Genomic DNA, 21,487 nt, shown 5'->3' with positions numbered 1-21,487 from the left:
GTTTAAACGATCGAGATACACGGGGCTAGCACACCGCGGGGCGCTCCGGCAGCTAAAGCTGCTACGACCCCATCGGTGTACTTCCCCTAAAATCACGCTTAAGTGAACAGCCTTAGACTATCACTCGGCGGCTTTTTTACCGGCACGTTTGGCCTTGGTGGCCGTAGCGATTTTCTTAGTCTTCGCCGAAACTTTTTTAGCTTTTGGCTTAACGCTTGTCTGATCGTGATCTTTGGCATTTTTAGCTGGTTTTGCAGGCTTGCCAGATTTATCAATTTTCACTGATTTCTCTTTTTTACCTGCACCGGCTTTGCCCGCTCGCACTGGCTTGCCATTTTTATCTTTACGGAATGCACTATCCGGTTCGAAATTGGCCGGCATCTTACCACCACGACGCTGCCCACGAGAAGGTGCTTTATCTTCTCTGAGGGTACGCTTAGTGCGCTCTTTCTCAGTTTTGCCTGCGCCACGCGGGGTACGAGTGCTAGAAAGAAGAACAAAATCAATCTTGCGCTCGTCCATATGCACCGCGTCTACGCGGATCTCAACTTTGTCGCCTAAGCGATAAGTTTGGCCGGAAGACTCACCAATCAGACGCTGACCCACGTTATCGAAGCGGTAATAATCGTTGTCCAACGCAGAAACATGCACCAAGCCGTCAATAAACAGATCGTCTAAGCGCACGAAGAAACCAAAGCCGGTCACGCTAGAGATAATCCCGGTAAAGGTTTCACCCACGTGATCCTGCATAAAGTCGCATTTCAGCCAGTCTGCAACGTTACGTGTAGCTTCATCTGCGCGGCGCTCGGTCATGGAGCAATGCTCGCCCAGCTGCAACATCTGCTCTTCGTTATAGTGCCAACCACCGGTTTTCGTCCAACCCGCATGGTCGCCGCCGTGCTCTTTTGCCAGCAGGTACTTGATCGCACGATGCAGGCTCAGGTCAGGATAACGGCGAATCGGAGACGTAAAGTGTGCATAGGCTGATAACGCCAAACCGAAGTGACCACGGTTTTCTGGATCGTAGACTGCCTGTTTCATGGAGCGCAGCAGCATCGTTTGCAGCATTTCATGGTCAGGACGATCCGCGATTTCATCCATGAGATCGGCGTAATCTTTCGGTTCCGGCTTCATGCCACCGCCCAGCGTTAAACCTAACTCACCCAGCACGCTACGCAGCGAGGTCAAGTGGTCATCGCTTGGACGATCATGGATTCGGTACAGCGCAGGCTCTTCGTTCTTCTCAACAAAACGCGCTGCCGCGATGTTGGCCAGAATCATACATTCTTCGATCAGCTTGTGCGCATCGTTACGAACCGTTGGCTCAATGCGTTCGATACGGCGCTCAGCGTTGAAGATGAATTTGGCTTCTTCGGTCTCAAATGCAATACCGCCACGCACTTCACGCGCATGATCCAACACTTTGTAGAGGCTATGCAGCTCTTCCAAAGGCTTAACCAACGGACGATAGTGTTCACGCAGCTCTTCATCACCGGCCAAAATATGGGCTACTTTGGTGTAGGTTAAACGCGCATGAGAGCTCATCACCGCTTCGTAGAATTTGAAGGATGTCAGGCGACCCGTTGCAGAAACGGTCATTTCGCACACCATACACAGGCGATCAACCTGTGGGTTCAGCGAACAAAGCCCGTTAGAGAGCACTTCCGGCAGCATAGGAACGACCTGTGATGGGAAGTACACCGAGTTACCACGGCTACGCGCTTCGTGATCCAGCGCAGTATTTGGGCGAACGTAGTAACTTACGTCGGCAATTGCCACCCACAAACGCCAGCCACCGCCGCGTTTTTTCTCACAATAGACCGCATCATCAAAGTCACGTGCGTCTTCGCCATCAATGGTAACCAGCGGCAAATCACGCAGGTCAACACGACCTTTTTTAGCCGCTTCTGGCACTTGCTCGCTTAAATCAGCAACCTGCTTTTCAACCTGCTCAGGCCAAGTATGTGGGATTTCATGCGTGCGCAGAGCGATATCCACCGCCATGCTGGTGCCCATGTTATCCCCCAAGACTTCGACAATTTTACCCACGGCCTTGGTGCGACGCGTTGGACGTTGAGTTAACTCAACCACAACCACGTATCCCATACGGGCACCGGCAATAGATTCTGGTGGGATCAAAATATCAAAGCTTAAACGGCTGTCGTCTGGCACCACAAAACCAACGCCTGCGTCGGTAAAGTAGCGGCCCACGATTTGGCTCTGTTTAGGTTCAAGAACACGAACGATGCGCGCTTCACGACGCCCTTTACGATCGGTGCCAACAACCTGAGCCAGCACCACGTCACCGTGAATACACAGCTTCATCTGTTCCGAAGAGAGGTAAAGATCGTCGCGGTCTTTACTCCCTTCAATGCGAATGAAACCGTAGCCGTCACGATGGCCAATCACGGTTCCCTTCTTCAAATCGAGACGCTCTGGCAGCGCATAGCACTGGCGTCGGGTGAAGATGAGCTGTCCGTCGCGTTCCATCGCTCTCAGACGGCGTCGCAGCGCTTCTAAATCTTCTTCACTCGTCAGATTTAGTTCACGCGCGATCTCCTCACGGCTAACGGGCGTGGTGTGCTGCGACAGATGCGTCAGGATAAACTCGCGGCTTGGGATCGGTGAGGCGTATTTCTCTGCTTCGCGTTCCTGGAAAGGATCTTGTGACATTGCGGTTCCTCCGTAGTCATCAGCAATTGCCGCTGGATTGATTATTCAACCAGCAACAACTTATAAAGCGGTGAGTTTTCTTCAATTAAATCGGCCAAAGTACATTGATCCAACTCGGCCAGAAAAGCCTGCGTGGCTCTTTGCAAAACTTGCTTCAAGCGGCAGGCTGTCGTGATATGGCAAAACTCGTGAGAGCAGTTAACTAGCGTCAAAGGCTCAAGCTCTCTTACCACGTCACCAATACGAATATCTTTCGCTGGTCGTCCCAAGCGAATGCCGCCGTTCTTACCTCGAACAGCAGTGACAAAGCCAGCACGGCTCAACTGATTAATAATTTTAACCATGTGGTTACGAGAGACGCCATAGACATCAGTTACCTGCGTGATATTGGTCATCTGATCGGCAGGCAGGGATGCCATGTAAATCAGCGCCCGTAACCCAAAATCAGTAAAACTTGTTAACTGCACGGCTACCTCTAAGTCTAGCTTGGCGTTATCTCGCGATAACTGAGTATAAAAATAGAATATAAAACGAGATATCAATACTGGGAATTCATCCCAAAAATAGATCTATCTATTTGGATAATAAACCAGCCACGGCAAAAGCCACTAGCTATTTAGCAAGAAGAGTACGTTTATCGGGGATATTTGGTGTTTATGCTCGTGGATTTCAAGCGCGAAGGTAGCGCCCTAAAGTAATAAACCGGGCAGAGCCCGGTTCATCAAGAGACAACATAATGCAAACTATTACGCGTCAAACGGGTCGCGCAGGATCATAGTCTCTTCACGGTCAGGGCCAGTAGAAATGATATCAACTGGAACACCTGTCACTTCTTCTACACGCTTGATGTAGTTCAGTGCAGCCTGTGGCAATTTGCTGTGATCTTTAACGCCGAAGGTGGTTTCTTTCCAACCTGGCATAACTTCGTAGATTGGCTCAATGCCTTCCCAGCCTTCTGCGGCCAGCGGAGTGGTGTCAATTTCACGACCATCCGGCATACGATAACCTACACAGATCTTCACTTCGTCTAAGCCATCCAGCACGTCCAGTTTGGTCATGCAGAAGCCAGACAGAGAGTTCAGCTCTACGGCGCGGCGAACGGCAACAGCGTCCAACCAGCCAGTACGACGACGACGACCGGTAGTTGCACCGAATTCGTTGCCTTTAGTACACAGGAACTCACCCACTTCATCAAACAGCTCAGTTGGGAATGGACCTGCACCTACGCGAGTAGAGTAAGCTTTCACAATACCCAGAACGTAGTCTACACAGCGTGGACCCACGCCAGAACCGGTCGCAACGCCACCTGCAGTGGTGTTAGAAGAAGTCACATACGGATAGGTGCCGTGGTCAATGTCCAGCAACGTACCCTGTGCGCCTTCAAACATCACAAACTCGCCTTTCTTGTGAGCTTTGTTCAGCAGATCGGCAACGTCAACCACCATTGCAGTGATGATATCGGCAACAGCCATCACTTCATCCAGCACGGTTTGGTAGTCAACTGCTTCAACTTTGTAGTAATTAACCAGTTGGAAATTATGGTATTCCATAATTTCTTTCAGCTTAACTGCAAAGGTTTCTTTATTGAACAGATCGCCAACGCGCAGACCGCGACGAGCGACTTTATCTTCATACGCAGGACCGATACCACGGCCTGTTGTACCGATAGCCTTCGCACCGCGTGCTTTTTCGCGCGCGTTATCCAATGCCACGTGATATGGCAGGATCAGAGGACAAGCTTCGGAGAGTAACAGACGTTCACGAACAGGAATGCCACGGGCTTCCAGTTCGGTCATTTCACGCATCAGAGCGTCAGGTGCTAATACCACACCGTTTGCAATAATGCTGGTTACGTTTTCGCGCAGAATTCCTGACGGAATCAAATGAAGAACGGTTTTTTCACCGTTAATGACTAGTGTATGACCTGCATTGTGACCGCCCTGATAGCGCACAACATACTTGGCCCTTTCGGTTAATAGGTCTACGACCTTGCCCTTACCTTCGTCACCCCATTGGGTGCCTAGTACGACGACATTCTTACCCATTTCACTATCACCACGTTGTTAAAAATGGATTCTACCATCACATTTCGGAGCTTTCAGCACTTTTCAGCACACGATTGCGCAAAAAATCCGAAGATGTTTAGCCCCCCATACGGCTACGCAACATGTAGTAGATAACTAACCCAGCAACCACTAGACCGCCGCCATAACGACGTAAAACTCCGTCAGGTAATTGAGCCATCGTTGCGATCATGCGCCGCCAAACTCGTGGAAAAAGCATTGGTCCGAGTCCTTCGACGATCAAAACCAACCCTAATGCCATCCAAATTGTAGAGTTCATATTTCCCTCTGGCTGTCGACAAAATCAAAAAACAAACAAAAAAAGGCCCGCGACTAAACGGGCCTTTTCTAATCGAGAGTCAAAAACGCGCTTTATTCAGAACGTTTTCTCTAGCAAAGATTATTTAGCTGCTGCATTACCGTTTGGTGATTTCATGTATTTGAAGAAATCACTGTCTGGACGCAGAACCATCACATCTTGGCCATCTTTGAAGCTATTTTCGTACGCTTTCAGGCTACGAATGAAGGCGAAGAAGTCAGGATCTTGGCTAAATGCATCGGCAAACAGCTTAGCAGTTACCGCATCACCTTCACCGCGAGTAATACGTCCCTGACGCTCAGCTTCAGCCAGTGTACGCGTCACTTCATAGTCCGCGGTCGCACGCAGCTTCTCAGCTTCTTCCTGACCCTGTGAACGGTGACGACGTGCTACGGCTTCACGCTCTGCACGCATACGCTTGTAGATAGCGTCAGACACTTCGGCTGGCAGGTTGATTTGCTTGATACGAACGTCAACCACTTCGATACCCAGAGCAGCCATACTGTTCGGGTTTACCGCTGGTTGTTTACCGCTAGTTTCACGCTCAACACGTGCTGCTGCGCTGGCAATGGCATCATCTGCATCGCTTGCGGCGGCATCGTCTACCGTACCGGTGTTCAATGCATCACGCACGTCTTCCATCAGCTTACCGCGGGAATCCGTTACGATATCTTTGATATCCAGACGACCGATTTCAGAACGCAGACGGTCACTGAATTTACGTTTCAACAGCACTTCTGCCTGAGAAACATCGCCACCGCCGGTTGCCAAGTAGTAACGACTGAAATCGCTGATGCGCCACTTGATATAAGAGTCAACAATCAGGTCTTTCTTCTCTTTGGTGACGAAACGGTCAGCTTGGTTATCCATAGTTTGGATACGCGCATCCAGCATTTTGACAGATTCGATAAACGGTATTTTGAGATGCAGGCCTGGTGCGTACACCAAAGGCTTATTCTCATCATCACGCAAAACCTTACCAAAACGCAGTACGATGCCACGCTGGCCTTCAGTCACCACAAACAGTGATGCGTACAATACCACCAGGATAACAATGAGAACGAGTAATAGAGACTTACGCATTAGTTATTCTCTCCCTGACGATTGGTATCGTTACGCTGAGCATTAGCTCGACGCTGGTCCATCACGCTGCTGCTACTTGAATCTGCATTACTAGATGACTTGGTTGCCGCAGGCGTTGGGTCTAAACGAATCAGGCTGGTATCCTGACTGCCAGATTTCGCCGCCGCGTCAGTTTTGCCACCGCGCATCAGCTGATCCAAAGGCAGAACCATCAGGTTATTGCTCTTATCATCAACCAACACTTTACGGGTGCTACCCAATACGCGTTCCATGGTTTCCAGATACATACGTTCACGCGTAATTTGCGGAGACGCTTTGTATTCAGGCAACAAGCGAGCGAAACGGCCGACTTCACCCTGAGCTTCCAAAACGGTACGATCTTTGTAAGCACGTGCATCTTCAAGAATACGCTGTGCCTGACCGTTCGCACGAGGCTGAACTTCGTTGGCGTAAGCTTCAGCTTCACGAATGTATTGCTGTTCGTTTTCACGTGCAGCAATCGCATCATCAAATGCAGCTTTAACTTCTTCTGGCGGACGCGCTGTCTGGAAGTTTACGTCCAGCAAGGTGATCCCCATTTTGTAAGGCTTAATGGTTTCTTCCAGCACTTTCTGAGTATCCGTACGAATAATGGTACGGCCTTCGGTGAGGATTTTATCCATTGAGTATTTACCAATAACCGCACGCAGCGCGCTGTCAGTTGCCTGACGCAGACTATCATCCGCATTGGTCACGTTGAACAAGTACTCTTCTGGATTGGTTACACGGTACTGTACGTTCATCTCAACGCGAACCACGTTCTCATCCGAAGTCAGCATCACGCCGGACGCTGCCAGTTCACGCACAGATTCCACGTTCACCGGAGTCACTTCATCAACAAAAGTCGGTTTCCAGTTCAAACCTGGCTGTACCAGATGACTGAATTTGCCAAAACGTGTCACGACGCCACGTTCAGCTTCTTTAATGGTATAGAAACCACTTGCTGCCCAGATGACAACCACAGCTGCAACGGCAAGACCCACCACTTTGCCACCCATAGGTGCGCGTGGATTGCCTGAATTGCTAGAACCCGTGCCTTTACCGCCCAGTCCACCCAGCTTTTTGCTCAGTTTACGGAAGATATCATCCAGATCCGGAGGTCCCTGATCGCGACCACCTCTATTATTGTTGTTACCATTATTGTTGTTTCCGCCGGAGTTGCCGCCATCATTCTTGCTGCCTCCCCACGGGTCGCGGTCCTGTCCGTTATTACCGGGCTGATTCCACGCCATGTTTCGCTCCATTCTTCAATGATTGGTGTTCTTCAGACTCATTTGAGTAGGTGATATTAACCAAGTGTTACTAAATAATATACTTTAGTAATTCTTGTTCACGTTTACAAAGTCGATGCCACTCCACAATTGGGAGCCGGATCTGTAACCCGATACTGCCATCTTCTTCAGTCCACTCTTTCTCTATTGCCTGAAGCTGGTAAAAACGGCTACGTAAACGTCCTGCCTCAGGCGGCAATCGCAACTCGTAGCTTGCAATTTCTCCGCTCAAGCGCTCAGTTAACGCTTGGAACAATAAATCAATTCCCACTCCGGTTTGCGCAGAAACCCAAACCCGAATAGGTAAATTCTCATCGTTCCTATCGATACGCGGTTCGAACTCATCCAGCATATCAATTTTGTTCATTACAAGCAGTACAGGAATTTCATCTGCTTCAATTTCTGCTAATACAGTATTCACTGCATCAATATTCTCATCAACACGGGCATCAGATGCATCAATTATGTGCAATAAAAGTGATGCCTGACGGGTTTCTTGCAGCGTTGCCTTAAACGCAGCCACCAAATCGTGGGGCAAATGGCGAATAAACCCAACCGTATCGGCGAGAACGGTGGTGCCAACATCAACGACGTCAATACGACGGAGCGTCGGATCAAGCGTAGCAAACAGTTGATCAGCAGCATACACATCTGCTTTGGTTATATGGTTAAACAGCGTTGATTTTCCGGCGTTGGTATAACCCACCAGTGACACCGTTGGAACATCCGCACGGCTACGCGCACGGCGACCTTGGTCGCGCTGTTTTTCAACGCGCTCAAGACGAGACAAAATCAGGCTGATGCGATCGCGCAGCAAACGACGGTCTGTTTCAAGCTGGGTTTCGCCCGGACCACGTAAACCTATCCCACCTTTTTGGCGCTCAAGGTGAGTCCAGCCACGCACCAAGCGCGTAGCCAAATGGCGTAGCTGAGCAAGTTCAACCTGCAACTTACCTTCATGGGTACGTGCACGTTGCGCAAAAATGTCGAGGATCAGACCCGTACGATCAATCACGCGGCACTGGCATAACTTTTCCAGATTGCGTTCTTGAGCTGCGGATAATGCGTGATCAAAAAGAACGACGGAGGCACCGGTTTCTTGAACCGCCTGAGCGATTTCTTCGGCTTTACCTTCGCCAACAAAATACTTTGGATGCGGGGCCTTGCGGCTGCCGGTAACAACGCGTAATGCTTCTACGCCCGCTGAGGAGACTAAGGACTCAAACTCTCTGAGATCTTCAATATCTCTTTCTTGGGAGAAATAGACGTGAACCAATACGGCCTGCTCGCCGGCTTCGTAACGGTCAAACAAACGTGAAACCTCTCAAGCGGATAGGACCGATGAGAACGGAGAGCATCAATGACAAACGATCATTAACACCCTCCGACTGAGATAACGAACGATGCGGCTTATTCAGCGTCATCGCTGTCCTGAGACGACGGTGAAGACGCCTGATTGCTACCGTGGTAGTTGCTGCTGCCACCAGTTCCCGGATTATTGCTATGATGAGAAACCGGACGAGACGGAACAACGGTAGAAATTGCGTGCTTATAAACCATCTGGCTAACTGTGTTTTTCAACAAAATGACAAACTGATCGAAAGACTCAATCTGGCCTTGCAGCTTAATACCATTCACCAAATAGATCGAAACTGGGACTCGTTCGCGACGCAGTGCGTTCAGGAACGGGTCTTGTAAAGATTGCCCCTTAGCCATTCTATCTTTTCCTTATTTGCTAGTTGTTTGTTGTATGTTACTAAGAGTCCAACGACTCCAATCAAAATAAACTGCGTAAAAATTTGCGCACTGAGTACTTAACTCACAATAATCCCCATTACAGGCCGTAAATTCGTGAGTCCCCAGAAACATAGATACCCCTGTGATAGATAGGTAACTATGTGATTGCGAGGAACAAACACCGACAACGCGCCTGCAACGTGAAACATAATGAGTATATGGTGCATGAATCTCCCTGATTCAAGTACCCATCGGCCTAATTACGGCCCAATCACCTCAATTGTACACAATCAATCAAGCGATGCACGAACAACCTGTGCCACACTTTCCAGAGCCTGCAACGGTTCATCACTATCTAACCAATGCACAGACTCCCAACCGCGCAACCAAGTCATCTGACGTTTTGCCAACTGGCGTGTTGCACAAATTCCACGGTAAACCATTTCATCGTAGTCTATTTCTCCCGCCAGATATGACCACATCTGGCGGTAGCCCACGCAGCGCACAGAAGGTAAGTCTGTGTGCAAATCACCACGTTCGAACAAGGCTCGGGCTTCAGCTTCAAAGCCAGCGGCCATCATCTGCTCAAAACGCAGGGCAATTCGCTGGTGTAACTGCTCACGCGTTGCAGGTGCAATCGCAAACTGTTGCACATTGTAGGGTAGCGTTTCGCCTGAAATTTTAGTCAGTTCAGTTAAAGTTTTACCCGAAATAAGAAAAACTTCCAGTGCGCGACTCAGTCTCTGTGGATCATTTGGATGAATCCTAGCCGCAGAGACAGGATCAACCTGCTGTAACTGATGATGTAACGCCTCCCAACCCAGTTCTTGTGCCTGTTTCTCGATCTGGGCTCTAACCTCTTGATCCGCGGCTGGTAACGGTGAAAGCCCTTCTAGCAATGCTTTAAAGTAAAGCATGGTTCCACCGACTAGGACGGGAATTTTCCCTTCAGCGGTAATGCTCGCCATTTCACGCAATGCATCGGCACGAAAATCCGCAGCAGAGTAACTTTCCGCAGGATCACGGATATCAATCAGGCGATGTGGTGCTTGGGCAAGCTCCTCAGCCGTTGGCTTTGCGGTGCCAATATCCATTCCACGGTAGATTAGAGCAGAATCAACGCTAATAAGTTCAACGGGAAAGCGCTCACGCAGCGACATAGCTAGGGCCGTTTTCCCAGACGCCGTCGGCCCCATAATAAAAATGGCGAGAGGAAGAGAATTATTGGCGTTAATCATAAAATATTTTATTCAGCTCTTAATCAATGGGACTGTAACGAAACCAGCGCTGGCGTTAAATCTACGGGGTGCAACAGTGCAGAAGGCGGCGACTTTACCAGCACAGGGCAAAGCCGTTCAACCTCGGCTAACAATTGGATGGCTTGGGAAACGCTCCACTGCTCACGCTCGGTCGCTAATTGACTGGCTAACCATTTGCTTATCACCCCCGATTCCGCTTCTGGCGTTGCCGCTAAGAAGGCAAGCAACGCAGGGATAAGTTGCGGTAGGTTCTGATGGCGTAACGGCAGCGGCACGGCCCGTAGCGTGGCTCGCTGGCGCTCCAAGATAAGATCAATGCCTAGATTCTTTAGCGTTTCCGCTCCGCTTTGCGCACCTTTGATTTCTTCTGCATTCAGCGTGAGCTTAACCGGAATCAACAGCGGCTGTGGGCGTAAACCTTCTGCGCCGGGTAATAACTGCACCTGACGCAGTTCGATTTCAGCAACGTCTAAATTTAATAAGGCCACGCCGTGCTGGCGTTCTAGCAGCGCATAATGGCGCTCGCAGATGGTCAGAACGCGTCCAAAACTATTCTCACCGTGTTGCAACGGCGCTGAAGCAGGCTGCGGGAACATCTCTGTCTTACGGCTATTTTCCGCAGAAAGAGCGTCTTGATGTTGCAATACCTGCGGCTGAGGCATCCGTTTTTCGGGAACCTGCATCAAACGCTGGTATAGCTGCCCTTCCTGTTTTTGATAGCCGTCACCTGCGGAAAAATGACGGTTTTCACTCGGCACCCGTTTCTCGGAAGCAGAACCGTGCGAGGTTGATTTTCCGTATGCCGGTGAGGGTTCACGCATCGGGGTTTTACTGAACTGGTTAACGCCCGCTGCGACGCGGTTTTCCGGCTCCCAGCGCGGAACTTCATCTGTTTCAGCGATCACCTCAGGCAACGAAGGCTGTTCGGCCTGTTGCAATACCGAAATAACCGCCTGATAGATAAAATCATGTACTAAACGAGCTTGGTGAAAACGCACTTCATGCTTGGCCGGATGCACATTGACATCAACCTGATGCGGATCAACGGTCAAATAGAGAACGTAGGCTGGCTGCTGGTCGTCTTTCAGCTGATCTTGGTAGGCTTGGCGGATAGCATGGGTAATCAATTTATCGCGCATCATACGGCCATTGACATAGCTGTACTGCATTTCGGTCAACTGACGTGAGCCCACCGGATCGGCAACCCAGCCATGAATGGCTAAATCCCCGTGCTCCCATTTTATTTCCAGCGCATGCTGAATAAATGCGGTACCGCAGATCGATCCTAAACGGCGCTCTTTTTGCCCGTCCTCTTTGACCGCACGGTATTGGCGCATCATTTTACCGTTGTGATGCAGTTGGATCGTCACGTCAAATCGAGCCAAAGCAATGCGCCGCACCACTTCATCAATATGGCCAAACTCCGTCTTCTCGGTACGCATGAATTTGCGCCGAGCTGGCGTGTTGTAGAACAAATCCAAGACTTCAACGGTAGTGCCTATCGGATGAGCGGCGGGCTTCACCGTTACCGCCATGTCACGCCCTTCAGCGTAGGCTTGCCATGCTTCGCTTTGCTCGGCAGTACGCGACGTCATGGTTAAGCGCGAGACCGAACTGACGCTCGCCAGCGCTTCTCCACGAAATCCGAGGCTCATGATGGCCTCAAGATCGTCAAGTGACGTGATTTTGCTGGTGGCATGCCGCGCTAACGCCAAGGCCAATTCGTCTTTGTTAATCCCGCAGCCGTTATCTCGAATACGGATCAGCTTGGCACCGCCGCGCTCGATCTCGATATCGATCCGCGTGGCTCCAGCATCTAAACTGTTCTCCACCAGCTCTTTAACCACCGATGCAGGGCGTTCCACCACTTCGCCCGCGGCGATTTGGTTGGCAAGCTGCGGAGGTAAAACCTGAATCGGCATATGTTTTCCTTGGTTTAGAGAACCTTAAATAACAAAGAGTGGAATCAACGCTTAAGCCTGTGGGATCACCAGCGTTTGTCCAATTTGGACTTCACCTGATTTCATCTTATTAGCCTGCTGGATTTTGCTCATGCTCACACCATAGCTGGCGGCGATTTTTGTCAACGTATCACCACGTTTTACCGTATGAGTCACACGCTTGGCTTTGGTGCTTACGGTTTTGCTCGCGGCTGTTTTGCTAGCAGTTGCAGATACCGCAGCAGCCGCTACGCGATTCCCAGCAGGAACTTTCAGCCTTTGCCCAACCCAAACGCCTTCTTTCTTCAGGCTATTTTGCTGCATCAGCTTGGTCATGGTCGTGCCGTAGCGATTGGCGATGCCCAGCAAGGTTTCACCGCGCTTCACAACGTGAATCTGAGTTGCACCAGAACTCACGCTGCTCGTGCTCTCACTCACAATACGGCTTGCAGTTGGTGTTTTGCTAGAGCTACCGGCCGACACTAAGCTCTGCGGCCGGTTTTCGACCTTTGGGCCATTTTGCAACGGATGCGAAAGGAAATAGCTCCGCACCCCCTTATAAATAGCCTGCGCGATTTTCTCTTGATAGGCAGCGCTGCCCAACAAGCGTTCTTCGCCAGCATTACTAATAAAGCCCGTTTCTACCAGCAGAGACGGAATATCCGGCGAGCGTAGAACGCCTAAGCTTGCGTGTTCAGGGCGACGTTTATGCAGATTGCCAATGGACTGCATTTGACGAATCACCTGCACCGCGACGTCATAGCCAACGCGCTGGGAATGGCCGAACTGCAAATCGAGAACCGCTTGGCTAAGGTACTTATCGTCTCCGCTATTGGCTAATACATCACCCGCGCCACCCAGCAATTCTGACTGTTTCTCGTGTTGTTCCAGCCATCCTGCCATCTCACTGTTAGCACGACGGTTTGACAACACCCATACAGACGAACCGGTCGCACTGCGATTTGGTGCCGCATCCGCATGAATTGAAATCAACAGATTGGCCTGTTGCTTACGCGCCACATCGGAACGCCCCATGACAGAAATAAAGTAATCGCCGGTGCGGGTTAATACCGGCTTAAACATCGGGTCGTCATCCATTAAATTCTGTAAACGCTTGGCAATCGCTAACGTCACGTTTTTCTCGCGTAGGCCATTGCCGCCAATCGCGCCGGGATCTTGCCCACCGTGTCCGGCATCGATAGCAACGACCACCTGCGAACCATCAGATCGCGAGCTACGGCGCGAAACGGGAACAGCAGGTGTTTCAGTGGTGGTGACAACCGTTGGCTTGGTTGGATTAAATGGATTTCCGCCGTTTGATGGCGCAGTGGCTGGCGCTACGCTGCGCGCCGAACCATGAGAAGTCGTACGCGGTTGATTAAACACCGGTTTTGGCGCGGCCACAGGGGCGTCATATTTCAACGTAAAAACAACCATCTGCCCTTGATTAGAGGCACTCACCTTGGCTTTGCGCGTCACATCAAAAATCAGTTGAACGTTATTATCGCCCGCAATACTACCCGCCCGAATTCGGCTCAGCATATTCTCGCCGCTGAACGTCATCGGCAGGCCACTGGTGATTTTTTTAGTTTCAGAAATATTAACCAGCACCCGATTTGAACTCGGCTGGGAAGAAAAAGTATAGGTGGGTGCTCCGTTAAAACTCAGCGTCACGCGCGCTTCGTTTTTGCCGTTTGAAACCTGAATATTGGTCAGCTGCGCCGCACTAATCGCGCCAGAGAACAGCAGCCCTAACAATCCTAACCACGTTACCGTACAGATTCGCTTCCACATGCGCATCATCGACTACCCTTGTTGCCCGTTCAATCGTGCCAAAATCGACTGGCCATGTGGCGTATGAGCGTCAATCGACGCTTCTCGGCCCTCGCCCTGATAAGCCATATGCAGGCTCAGATCTGGATTTGGTAAAAAGCCTTCGCCCTGCTGCGGCCACTCCACCAAACAGATGGCATTCTCATCAAAATAGTCGCGGATCCCCATAAACTCGAGTTCTTCAGGATCGGCCAAACGATATAAATCGAAGTGATAAACGTTCATAGGCGTTAACGCATAGGGTTCAACCAAGGTATAGGTTGGACTCTTAACGTTTCCCTTGTGGCCTAACGCCTGTAAAAAACCACGGCTAAAGGTGGTTTTGCCCGCACCTAAGTCACCATATAAGTAAATAACGGTCGCACTATCACAGGCGTTCGCCAGTGAAGTACCCAATGCGATGGTTGCCGTTTCATCCGGCAAAGAAAGTACGATGTTTTTCATAATAGTTATTTCTTACTGGTTCTTTATTAAGGTTTTTCTTTAGGATCAGCGTGTTCGATAACAGTTTGCTATGGCAATACGTCAGACTCTTAAGCCGTCTTAGGGTTCACATAATGGCGAATAGCGGCAAAAAGATCTGTCGCTAACATGCCGCGCTCACCAAACTTTTCAGCAATTTCATCGGCCGCCGCACCGTGTACCACGCATCCAGAACAGGCAGCATCATACAGCGGAAGCTTTTGTGCCAGCAAACCGCCGATAATACCAGACAAAACGTCCCCCATCCCGCCGGTTCCCATCCCAGGGTTTCCCACATCCGCAACGGACACGTTTTTTTCGCTGGCAATTAGCGTTCCAGCACCTTTTAGCACCACCACGCCGCCATATTTTTGCTGAAGTTTTTTTACCGCCTTCATTCTATCTAGTTCAATGTCAGCCACACTGCAATTTAGTAGCCTTGCAGCCTCACCAGGATGCGGTGTCAAAATACGTTGCTGATTCACACTCGGTGACTGTGCCAATAAATTCAGCGCATCGGCGTCCCACAGCATCGGTTTTTCGAAACGTTGAAGTTGCTGCACGGCTTGGCTAGCCCACTCTGTTTGACCTAAACCGGGGCCAATCACAATCACGTCAGCCCAATCAAGCACGGCTTCAAGCGAAGCTTTGGTTAACGCCTGCACCATCATCTCAGGGCAAGACGTTAGCAATGGCGAAATATGCTCAATGTGAGTAAGTACTCGCACTAATCCAGCACCGCTACGCAGCGCGGCCTCACCCGCCATGCGAATAGCGCCAGCCATACCGTGATCGCCACCGATCAGCACGAGACGACCATTATCGCCTTTATGCGAACACGGACGTCTAGGATGCAGCCACGTATTCAGCAGGCTGGCATCAAGCCGCGCAATCGGCGCATTCTGCTTTTTGAGCCAGTGAGATAAGCCCAGCTCGTCACAATGTAATGTGCCGACCACATCGCGGGCATATCCGGTGAGTTGCCCAGGTTTGCAGGCAATAAACGTTTGAGTGTGCTGAGCCTGAATAACAGCGCCGTCTGCATGGCCGGTATCGGCGTTCAGACCAGAGGGAATATCAAGAGAAAGTATCGGGGCCGGATGCTGATTTGCCGCTTGAATCAATGACGCATACGGCTCACGCGGTGCCGCACGTAAACCAATGCCGAACAGCCCATCAATAATCAGTTCAATATCACCAGCAAATTCCGTGCTAACGCCCTGAATCTCGCCATCGGCGCGGATCCATGCATCCCGTGCCTGCTGCGCCTCGGGCGGTAACGGCCCATCATGCTCAACCGCAACCAACGTGACCAGAATGCCTAATTGCCGCGCTAAACGCGCCACGACATAGCCATCACCGCCGTTATTGCCATGACCGCACAACACCAACCAACGGCGAGTGGTGGGATAAAATTGTCGCGCGCGATGAAAAGCAGCCTGTCCTGCACGTTCCATTAGCTGATACAAAGATAACCCCAGCTCAGATACCGCTCGTTGCTCAAGCTCACGCACGTTATCCGCAGGATAAACAGAATATGGTAAACTGGAGTTGAAATGTTTCTGATAATGGCCCGTCATGACACACCCCCTCGATCTCAATCAGTTAGCCCAACATATCAAGCAATGGGGGCAATCGCTAGGATTCCAGCAGGTTGGAATATGTGATACCGACCTATCGGTTGAAGAGCCGCGCCTGCAGGCATGGCTCGATAAGCAGTATCACGGTGAGATGGCGTGGATGGCGCGCCACGGCATGATGCGAGCCAGACCGCACGAATTACATCCCGACACGTTGCGGGTTATCAGCGTGCGCATGAACTATCTTCCAGCCAACGCGTCTTTCGCTAAAACACTCAAAAATCCACAGCTAGGCTATGTGAGCCGCTACGCCCTTGGGCGGGATTATCACAAGCTGCTACGTAATCGGCTTAAACGTTTAGGCGATATGATCCAAGAGTATTGCATTGGTATCGACGTTAACTCTCGCCCATTCGTGGATTCCGCTCCTATTTTAGAACGCCCTTTAGCCGCTAAAGCCGGAATTGGCTGGGTTGGTAAACACTCACTAATTTTGAACAAAGAGGCGGGGTCCTGGTTCTTTTTAGGTGAGCTATTACTCGATCTCCCACTCCCAGTTGATCAGCCTCAAGATGAGCAATGTGGCCGCTGCGTGGCCTGTATCACCACGTGCCCAACCGGTGCGATTGTTGAACCTTATGTCGTGGATGCCCGCCGCTGCATTTCCTATCTCACCATCGAGCTAGAAAGCGCCATACCGGAAGAGTACCGGCCGCTGATGGGTAATAGAATCTATGGATGTGATGATTGCCAGATGATCTGTCCGTGGAATCGCTTTTCTCAGCTAACGGAAGAAGGCGATTTTAGCCCGCGCCAAAATCTGCACACGCCAGAGTTGATCGCGCTGTTTCAGTGGGATGAAAAGACCTTCCTAAAAATCACCGAGGGTTCAGCCATTCGTCGCATTGGACATCTGCGCTGGCTGCGCAATATTAGCGTCGCTTTGGGTAATGCTCCCTACGACGCACAGATTATTCCTCTGCTGCAATCAAGAATGGGATTGTCTGAAGTTTTAGATGAACATATCGAATGGGCGGTTAAACAACAGCAAGAAAAACGCAGTGAAAACGCAATAGAAATTCAGACAAGTCAACAGAAGCGGCTCATTAGAGCCATTGAGAAAGGCCTGCCGAGAGACGCATGACCCACTGGGAATATCATGTTTATCAGCGTTAAATTTTGTTGCCCTTTGCCTGTGCATAAAAATAAATTTAGTTTGTGATTCAACAGCAAGACAAAGTGCAAGTGATCCATATGTCATTTTTAACATTAAATTAATTAAGTTAAATCAAATAGTTAATTTAATGGTCTTGTGCTGGTTCTAGGAAGGTATGAGAAAGATATGCTGGCTAGCCTGTGGATAACTCTGTTCATGAAAATCATACTGATTATGACAAATAGAGAAACTGCCCACATGAGGCATCACTAAATTTAGAAGAATTTTAAGAAGAAAATTGGAGCGGGAAACGAGACTCGAACTCGCGACCCCGACCTTGGCAAGGTCGTGCTCTACCAACTGAGCTATTCCCGCATTTGACGCTTTAGCATCGACACCTTACTACTGGGTCAGTAATAACGGCGTTAGAAATTGGAGCGGGAAACGAGACTCGAACTCGCGACCCCGACCTTGGCAAGGTCGTGCTCTACCAACTGAGCTATTCCCGCAACTTGGTATAGGTACTGCTTTTTTACTTTCAGCCGCCTAAGCGACCTTTTAAATTTGGAGCGGGAAACGAGACTCGAACTCGCGACCCCGACCTTGGCAAGGTCGTGCTCTACCAACTGAGCTATTCCCGCATTGTCGTGCAATTTCGTATCAAACACTGATTAAAACGATATCCGAAGAACTCGTAATTCCGTGTCGGTACGGGGAGCGCATTATACGAGAATTTCTTTCCCCTGCAAGCCCCTAACAAGAAAATTTTTTAAATTTCGTTCGTTTGCCGATAAAAACGGCAACAAGCGCGAATTATCGACAACATCCGGATAAAAAACAACTATTGCGTTAAATATCGGTGGTTCGCAGCGTAAATACCGCGATGAATATCCGCTAAAAATCTTCATCGCGGCGCGTTAGCGCTTCAAAGTGCTAGCGTTTAAAGCTTGATAAAGTTTTCACGGTAATAGGCGAGCTCTGCCACAGATTCGCGGATGTCATCCAACGCTTGATGCGTCCCCTGCTTTTTGAAACCTGGCAAAATCTCGGGCTTCCAGCGACGTGCCAATTCTTTCAGCGTACTCACGTCCAGATAGCGGTAGTGGAAATACTGTTCCAGCTCAGGCATATACTTGAACAGGAAACGGCGATCTTGCCCTACGCTGTTACCACAGATCGGAGAAACGCCCGCAGGCACCCACTGCTGTAGAAACTCAATGGTTTTCTGTGCGGCGGTTGCGTCATCAATAGTGCTGGCTTTAACGCGATCAACCAGGCCACTACCGGTATGCGTGCGCACGTTCCACTCATCCATCAGCGCCAGCTGTTCATCCGATTGATGTACCGCAATCACCGGCCCTTCTGCCAGAATATTCAAATTGGCATCGGTCACCAACGTCGCAATCTCAATGATGCGATCGACTTCGGGATCAAGCCCCGTCATTTCTAAATCGATCCAGATTAAATTTGTTTCACTTTCACTCATTGCGGCCTCGGCTCTTCTTCTTCATCAATAGCGTGTATCATAGTCTTTTTGGCGACAACGAGCGATGGTCGTCAATTTCAGATTCGTTTTTGATATGGGTTTGCATGCCCGCCGAACGTGGCGCTGCATCAAACTAACGTCGAGTTCGTTCAAACAAATGAGTGAGGCGCAGTGAGTAAGATCAAACTATCGAAAGGCCAACAACGCCGTGTGCAGGCAAACCATCAGCGTCGCCTGACCAAAACTGATAATAGACCAGAACTGGATGACTCCCTGTTTGGCGAGCCACAAGAAGGGATTGTTGTCAGCCGTTTCGGCAAACATGCCGACGTTGAAGCCGCCGATGGCACTCAGCACCGCTGTAATATCCGTCGAACCATTCGTTCACTGGTTACCGGCGATCGCGTGGTGTGGCGTTCTGGCGCACAGTCGGGCGTAAAAGGCATTGTGGAAGCCGTGCATAAACGCACCTCAATGCTAACTCGCCCCGATTTCTACGACGGTCTAAAACCGATTGCCGCCAACATCGACCAAATCGTCATTGTGTCGGCCATCTTGCCCGAACTGTCGCTGAATATTATCGATCGTTATCTGGTCGCCTGTGAAACCTTAGAAATTGAGCCATTGATTGTGCTCAATAAAATCGATTTGCTTGATGACGAAGGGCGTAAATTTGTCGAAGAAGCGATGGATATCTATCGCCATATTGGCTATCGCGTACTCATGGTATCAAGCCACACGCAGGAAGGTATCTCTGAACTACAGAATGCCCTCACCGATCGCATCAGCATTTTTGCGGGCCAGTCCGGCGTGGGGAAATCCAGCCTGCTGAATGCCTTACTGCCAGAACTCAACCCTATCTTGGTGGGCGCCGTTTCTGATAACTCAGGTTTAGGCCAGCACACCACCACGGCGGCGCGTCTTTACCACTTCCCACAGGGCGGGGATATTATCGACTCCCCAGGGATCCGCGAGTTTGGCCTATGGCATCTCGATCCAGAACAGGTTACGTTGGGCTTCATTGAATTCCGCAAATACCTCGGTAGCTGCAAATTCCGCGACTGTAAGCACGACAACGATCCCGGTTGCGCGCTGCGTGAAGCCGCAGAAAACGGCGAGATTGCCGAAGAGCGCTATGATAACTATCACCGCATTTTAGAAAGTATGTCGCAGGTAAAAACGCGTAAAAACTTCTTTAACGAAGATTAGAATTTTCTGATTATTGATTGAGTTATAGAATAATTGTGTCCGCATCACGTTAGCGTGTCTCTCGTGATGCGGCCTCAAATATTAAGAATATAAACGGGCGTGCCTATCTGGTGCGGCCTCAATGTGACCTAGGTCACCGCAAAAGCATCACGGTTTTGCTTTAGTGGCGTGTTATTCACCACTCCTTGGATGGTGGAAAATCAGCATGCGAAGTGTTAAAAAGCAGACCAATTTATTGAGAATTTATTCCGACGGCGCAAATTTTTATTCCAGCGTCCCTCGGAAACTGACCCATTGGAAGAGGCTAACGTGCTCGATAGCATTAAAATTAAACTTCAATATTTACTGCCTAAACAAGGCCTGACTCGTCTTGCTGGTTGGGGCGCGAACAAAAAGGCTGGCTGGCTGACCCAAGCGGTTATCAAAGCTTTCGTTGGCTATTACAAAGTAAATATGAAAGAAGCGCTCTATCCAAACCCTGAGCACTACAAAACGTTTAATGAATTCTTTGTTCGTCCACTGCGCAGCGGCGTGCGTCCGGTTGCCGATCACGCCGACGGACTGGTTTTACCTGCCGACGGCGCAATCAGCCAATTAGGTAAAATCGAACAAGGTAAAATCTTGCAGGCCAAAGGCCATGACTACTCTCTAGAAGCCCTGTTAGCTGGCAACTATTTGTTGGCCGACGAATTCAAAGATGGTCATGTTGCCACGACCTACCTGTCGCCACGTGATTACCACCGCGTTCATATGCCTTGTAACGGCGTATTGCGTGAAATGATCTACGTTCCTGGCGATCTGTTCTCGGTAAACCCGCTTACTGCCGCTAACGTTCCTAATCTGTTCGCACGCAACGAGCGTCTAATTTGCATTTTTGATACAGATTTCGGCCCAATGGCGCAGATTTTAGTCGGTGCAACGATTGTCGGCAGCATCGAGACCGTTTGGTCTGGAACGGTGAACGTAACTCGCGAAGGTATTATTCAGCGTTGGACTTACCCAACTGCGGGTAATGAAGGCGCGGTAGTGCTGAAAAAAGGCGAAGAAATGGGCCGCTTCAAACTTGGCTCTACGGTTATCAACCTGTTTGCCGCCAACCGCATCGAATTTAACGCCACGCTAGCCAGCGGAGCCAAAACGCTCATGGGGGCTGAATTTGCTCACGGCGTTAGTGCAGCGGTACCCGCAGAAACCGTGATCGCAGAAGACACCATAGAGCAGACCGAAACACCTGCCGCAGAGTAAAACGCGTAGTGGCAAGCCACAATTGATGTGGGCTTGCCATCTTTCCCGCCTTTATTCTTTAGTTTATATACCCAAAATAATTCAAGTCGCATTGAGGCGGCGACGCAGTGAATCCCTAGGCGTTTACATAAG

The 21,487-nt window shown here is 50.0% G+C and carries 17 protein-coding genes and 3 tRNA genes; 3 read left to right on the top strand and 17 right to left on the bottom strand.

What is annotated here, in order from left to right; genetic code table 11:
* Positions 1 to 120: 120 nt before the first annotated feature.
* The 13 genes from rnr to nnr all read right to left on the bottom strand — a co-directional run bounded on the left by rnr (position 121) and on the right by nnr (position 16,259).
* Positions 121 to 2,673 (bottom strand): ribonuclease R, encoded by a 2,553-nt coding sequence (gene rnr / locus AB3Y96_RS02515; RefSeq protein WP_367298412.1) that lies wholly within the window; start codon positions 2,671 to 2,673, stop codon positions 121 to 123.
* A 41-nt stretch (positions 2,674 to 2,714) separates the two neighbouring features.
* Positions 2,715 to 3,140 (bottom strand): nitric oxide-sensing transcriptional repressor NsrR, encoded by a 426-nt coding sequence (gene nsrR / locus AB3Y96_RS02510; RefSeq protein ID WP_025798770.1) that lies wholly within the window; start codon positions 3,138 to 3,140, stop codon positions 2,715 to 2,717.
* 279 nt (positions 3,141 to 3,419) lie between these two features.
* Entirely contained in the window at positions 3,420 to 4,718 is a 1,299-nt protein-coding gene (locus tag AB3Y96_RS02505) for an adenylosuccinate synthase (RefSeq protein WP_040046318.1), read from the bottom strand.
* 97 nt (positions 4,719 to 4,815) lie between these two features.
* Positions 4,816 to 5,016 (bottom strand): DUF2065 domain-containing protein, encoded by a 201-nt coding sequence (locus AB3Y96_RS02500; RefSeq protein WP_025798767.1) that lies wholly within the window; start codon positions 5,014 to 5,016, stop codon positions 4,816 to 4,818.
* A gap of 120 nt (positions 5,017 to 5,136) precedes the next feature.
* On the bottom strand, positions 5,137 to 6,138 hold the full coding sequence (gene hflC / locus AB3Y96_RS02495; RefSeq protein WP_040046320.1) for a protease modulator HflC: 1,002 nt from the start codon (positions 6,136 to 6,138) through the stop codon (positions 5,137 to 5,139).
* The gene (gene hflK, locus AB3Y96_RS02490; protein ID WP_072307823.1) at positions 6,138 to 7,409 is read right to left on the bottom strand and encodes an FtsH protease activity modulator HflK; all 1,272 of its coding nucleotides are present in this window, start codon (positions 7,407 to 7,409) and stop codon (positions 6,138 to 6,140) included. Before hflK ends, hflC begins: the two co-directional genes overlap by 1 nt.
* Positions 7,410 to 7,479: 70 nt before the next feature.
* Entirely contained in the window at positions 7,480 to 8,760 is a 1,281-nt protein-coding gene (hflX, locus tag AB3Y96_RS02485) for a ribosome rescue GTPase HflX (RefSeq protein WP_072307824.1), read from the bottom strand.
* A 98-nt stretch (positions 8,761 to 8,858) separates the two neighbouring features.
* On the bottom strand, positions 8,859 to 9,164 hold the full coding sequence (hfq, locus tag AB3Y96_RS02480; protein ID WP_025798759.1) for an RNA chaperone Hfq: 306 nt from the start codon (positions 9,162 to 9,164) through the stop codon (positions 8,859 to 8,861).
* A gap of 311 nt (positions 9,165 to 9,475) precedes the next feature.
* Positions 9,476 to 10,423 (bottom strand): tRNA (adenosine(37)-N6)-dimethylallyltransferase MiaA, encoded by a 948-nt coding sequence (gene miaA, locus AB3Y96_RS02475; protein WP_367298411.1) that lies wholly within the window; start codon positions 10,421 to 10,423, stop codon positions 9,476 to 9,478.
* Between the two features lie 23 nt (positions 10,424 to 10,446).
* Positions 10,447 to 12,366 carry a DNA mismatch repair endonuclease MutL gene (mutL, locus tag AB3Y96_RS02470; protein WP_367298410.1) on the bottom strand — a complete coding sequence of 640 codons (1,920 nt, stop codon included), beginning with the start codon at positions 12,364 to 12,366 and terminating at the stop codon, positions 10,447 to 10,449.
* Positions 12,367 to 12,417: 51 nt separating this feature from the next.
* Positions 12,418 to 14,187 (bottom strand): N-acetylmuramoyl-L-alanine amidase AmiB, encoded by a 1,770-nt coding sequence (gene amiB, locus AB3Y96_RS02465; RefSeq protein ID WP_072307827.1) that lies wholly within the window; start codon positions 14,185 to 14,187, stop codon positions 12,418 to 12,420.
* 3 nt (positions 14,188 to 14,190) lie between these two features.
* On the bottom strand, positions 14,191 to 14,661 hold the full coding sequence (gene tsaE / locus AB3Y96_RS02460; protein WP_025798750.1) for a tRNA (adenosine(37)-N6)-threonylcarbamoyltransferase complex ATPase subunit type 1 TsaE: 471 nt from the start codon (positions 14,659 to 14,661) through the stop codon (positions 14,191 to 14,193).
* A gap of 89 nt (positions 14,662 to 14,750) precedes the next feature.
* The gene (nnr, locus tag AB3Y96_RS02455; RefSeq protein WP_367298409.1) at positions 14,751 to 16,259 is read right to left on the bottom strand and encodes a bifunctional ADP-dependent NAD(P)H-hydrate dehydratase/NAD(P)H-hydrate epimerase; all 1,509 of its coding nucleotides are present in this window, start codon (positions 16,257 to 16,259) and stop codon (positions 14,751 to 14,753) included.
* Between nnr and queG the strand changes: the two genes are divergently transcribed.
* A complete protein-coding gene (queG, locus tag AB3Y96_RS02450) occupies positions 16,258 to 17,403 on the top strand; it encodes a tRNA epoxyqueuosine(34) reductase QueG (protein ID WP_367298408.1) in 1,146 nt (381 codons plus the stop codon). The two genes, nnr and queG, sit on opposite strands and share 2 nt — an antisense overlap.
* Before the next feature lie 311 nt (positions 17,404 to 17,714).
* On the opposite strand, the gene AB3Y96_RS02445 is transcribed toward queG, so the two are convergent.
* The 4 genes from AB3Y96_RS02445 to orn form a co-directional block, all read right to left on the bottom strand.
* Positions 17,715 to 17,790: transfer RNA gene (locus AB3Y96_RS02445), tRNA-Gly, on the bottom strand.
* Between the two features lie 58 nt (positions 17,791 to 17,848).
* A tRNA-Gly gene (locus AB3Y96_RS02440) sits at positions 17,849 to 17,924 on the bottom strand.
* Positions 17,925 to 17,980: 56 nt separating this feature from the next.
* Positions 17,981 to 18,056 (bottom strand) — tRNA-Gly (locus tag AB3Y96_RS02435).
* A gap of 299 nt (positions 18,057 to 18,355) precedes the next feature.
* Positions 18,356 to 18,901 carry an oligoribonuclease gene (gene orn / locus AB3Y96_RS02430; RefSeq protein ID WP_367298407.1) on the bottom strand — a complete coding sequence of 182 codons (546 nt, stop codon included), beginning with the start codon at positions 18,899 to 18,901 and terminating at the stop codon, positions 18,356 to 18,358.
* 171 nt (positions 18,902 to 19,072) lie between these two features.
* Here orn and rsgA point away from each other — a divergent pair, with 171 nt between their 5' ends.
* Both rsgA and asd read left to right on the top strand, forming a co-directional pair.
* Complete coding sequence (gene rsgA / locus AB3Y96_RS02425) at positions 19,073 to 20,110, top strand: small ribosomal subunit biogenesis GTPase RsgA (protein ID WP_367298406.1); 1,038 nt, start codon at positions 19,073 to 19,075, stop codon at positions 20,108 to 20,110.
* A gap of 309 nt (positions 20,111 to 20,419) precedes the next feature.
* Positions 20,420 to 21,355 carry an archaetidylserine decarboxylase gene (gene asd / locus AB3Y96_RS02420; RefSeq protein WP_367298405.1) on the top strand — a complete coding sequence of 312 codons (936 nt, stop codon included), beginning with the start codon at positions 20,420 to 20,422 and terminating at the stop codon, positions 21,353 to 21,355.
* Positions 21,356 to 21,487: the final 132 nt, after the last annotated feature.

The organism is Hafnia alvei (assembly GCF_964063325.1).
GTDB classification, from domain to species: Bacteria; Pseudomonadota; Gammaproteobacteria; order Enterobacterales; family Enterobacteriaceae; genus Hafnia; species Hafnia alvei_B.
The sequence above is the reverse complement of the archived record's forward strand: the minus strand, read 5'-3'. Positions and strand labels throughout refer to the sequence as shown.

Coding starts and splice junctions, on each gene's coding strand:
- hflK (WP_072307823.1), bottom strand. CDS start 7,409: ATGGCGTGGAATCAGCCCGGTAATAACGGACAGGACCGCGACCCGTGG.
- mutL (WP_367298410.1), bottom strand. CDS start 12,366: ATGCCGATTCAGGTTTTACCTCCGCAGCTTGCCAACCAAATCGCCGCG.
- queG (WP_367298408.1), top strand. CDS start 16,258: ATGACACACCCCCTCGATCTCAATCAGTTAGCCCAACATATCAAGCAA.
- hflC (WP_040046320.1), bottom strand. CDS start 6,138: ATGCGTAAGTCTCTATTACTCGTTCTCATTGTTATCCTGGTGGTATTG.
- AB3Y96_RS02505 (WP_040046318.1), bottom strand. CDS start 4,718: ATGGGTAAGAATGTCGTCGTACTAGGCACCCAATGGGGTGACGAAGGT.
- hfq (WP_025798759.1), bottom strand. CDS start 9,164: ATGGCTAAGGGGCAATCTTTACAAGACCCGTTCCTGAACGCACTGCGT.
- miaA (WP_367298411.1), bottom strand. CDS start 10,423: ATGATTAACGCCAATAATTCTCTTCCTCTCGCCATTTTTATTATGGGG.
- rnr (WP_367298412.1), bottom strand. CDS start 2,673: ATGTCACAAGATCCTTTCCAGGAACGCGAAGCAGAGAAATACGCCTCA.
- amiB (WP_072307827.1), bottom strand. CDS start 14,187: ATGATGCGCATGTGGAAGCGAATCTGTACGGTAACGTGGTTAGGATTG.
- tsaE (WP_025798750.1), bottom strand. CDS start 14,661: ATGAAAAACATCGTACTTTCTTTGCCGGATGAAACGGCAACCATCGCA.
- AB3Y96_RS02500 (WP_025798767.1), bottom strand. CDS start 5,016: ATGAACTCTACAATTTGGATGGCATTAGGGTTGGTTTTGATCGTCGAA.
- orn (WP_367298407.1), bottom strand. CDS start 18,901: ATGAGTGAAAGTGAAACAAATTTAATCTGGATCGATTTAGAAATGACG.
- nnr (WP_367298409.1), bottom strand. CDS start 16,259: ATGACGGGCCATTATCAGAAACATTTCAACTCCAGTTTACCATATTCT.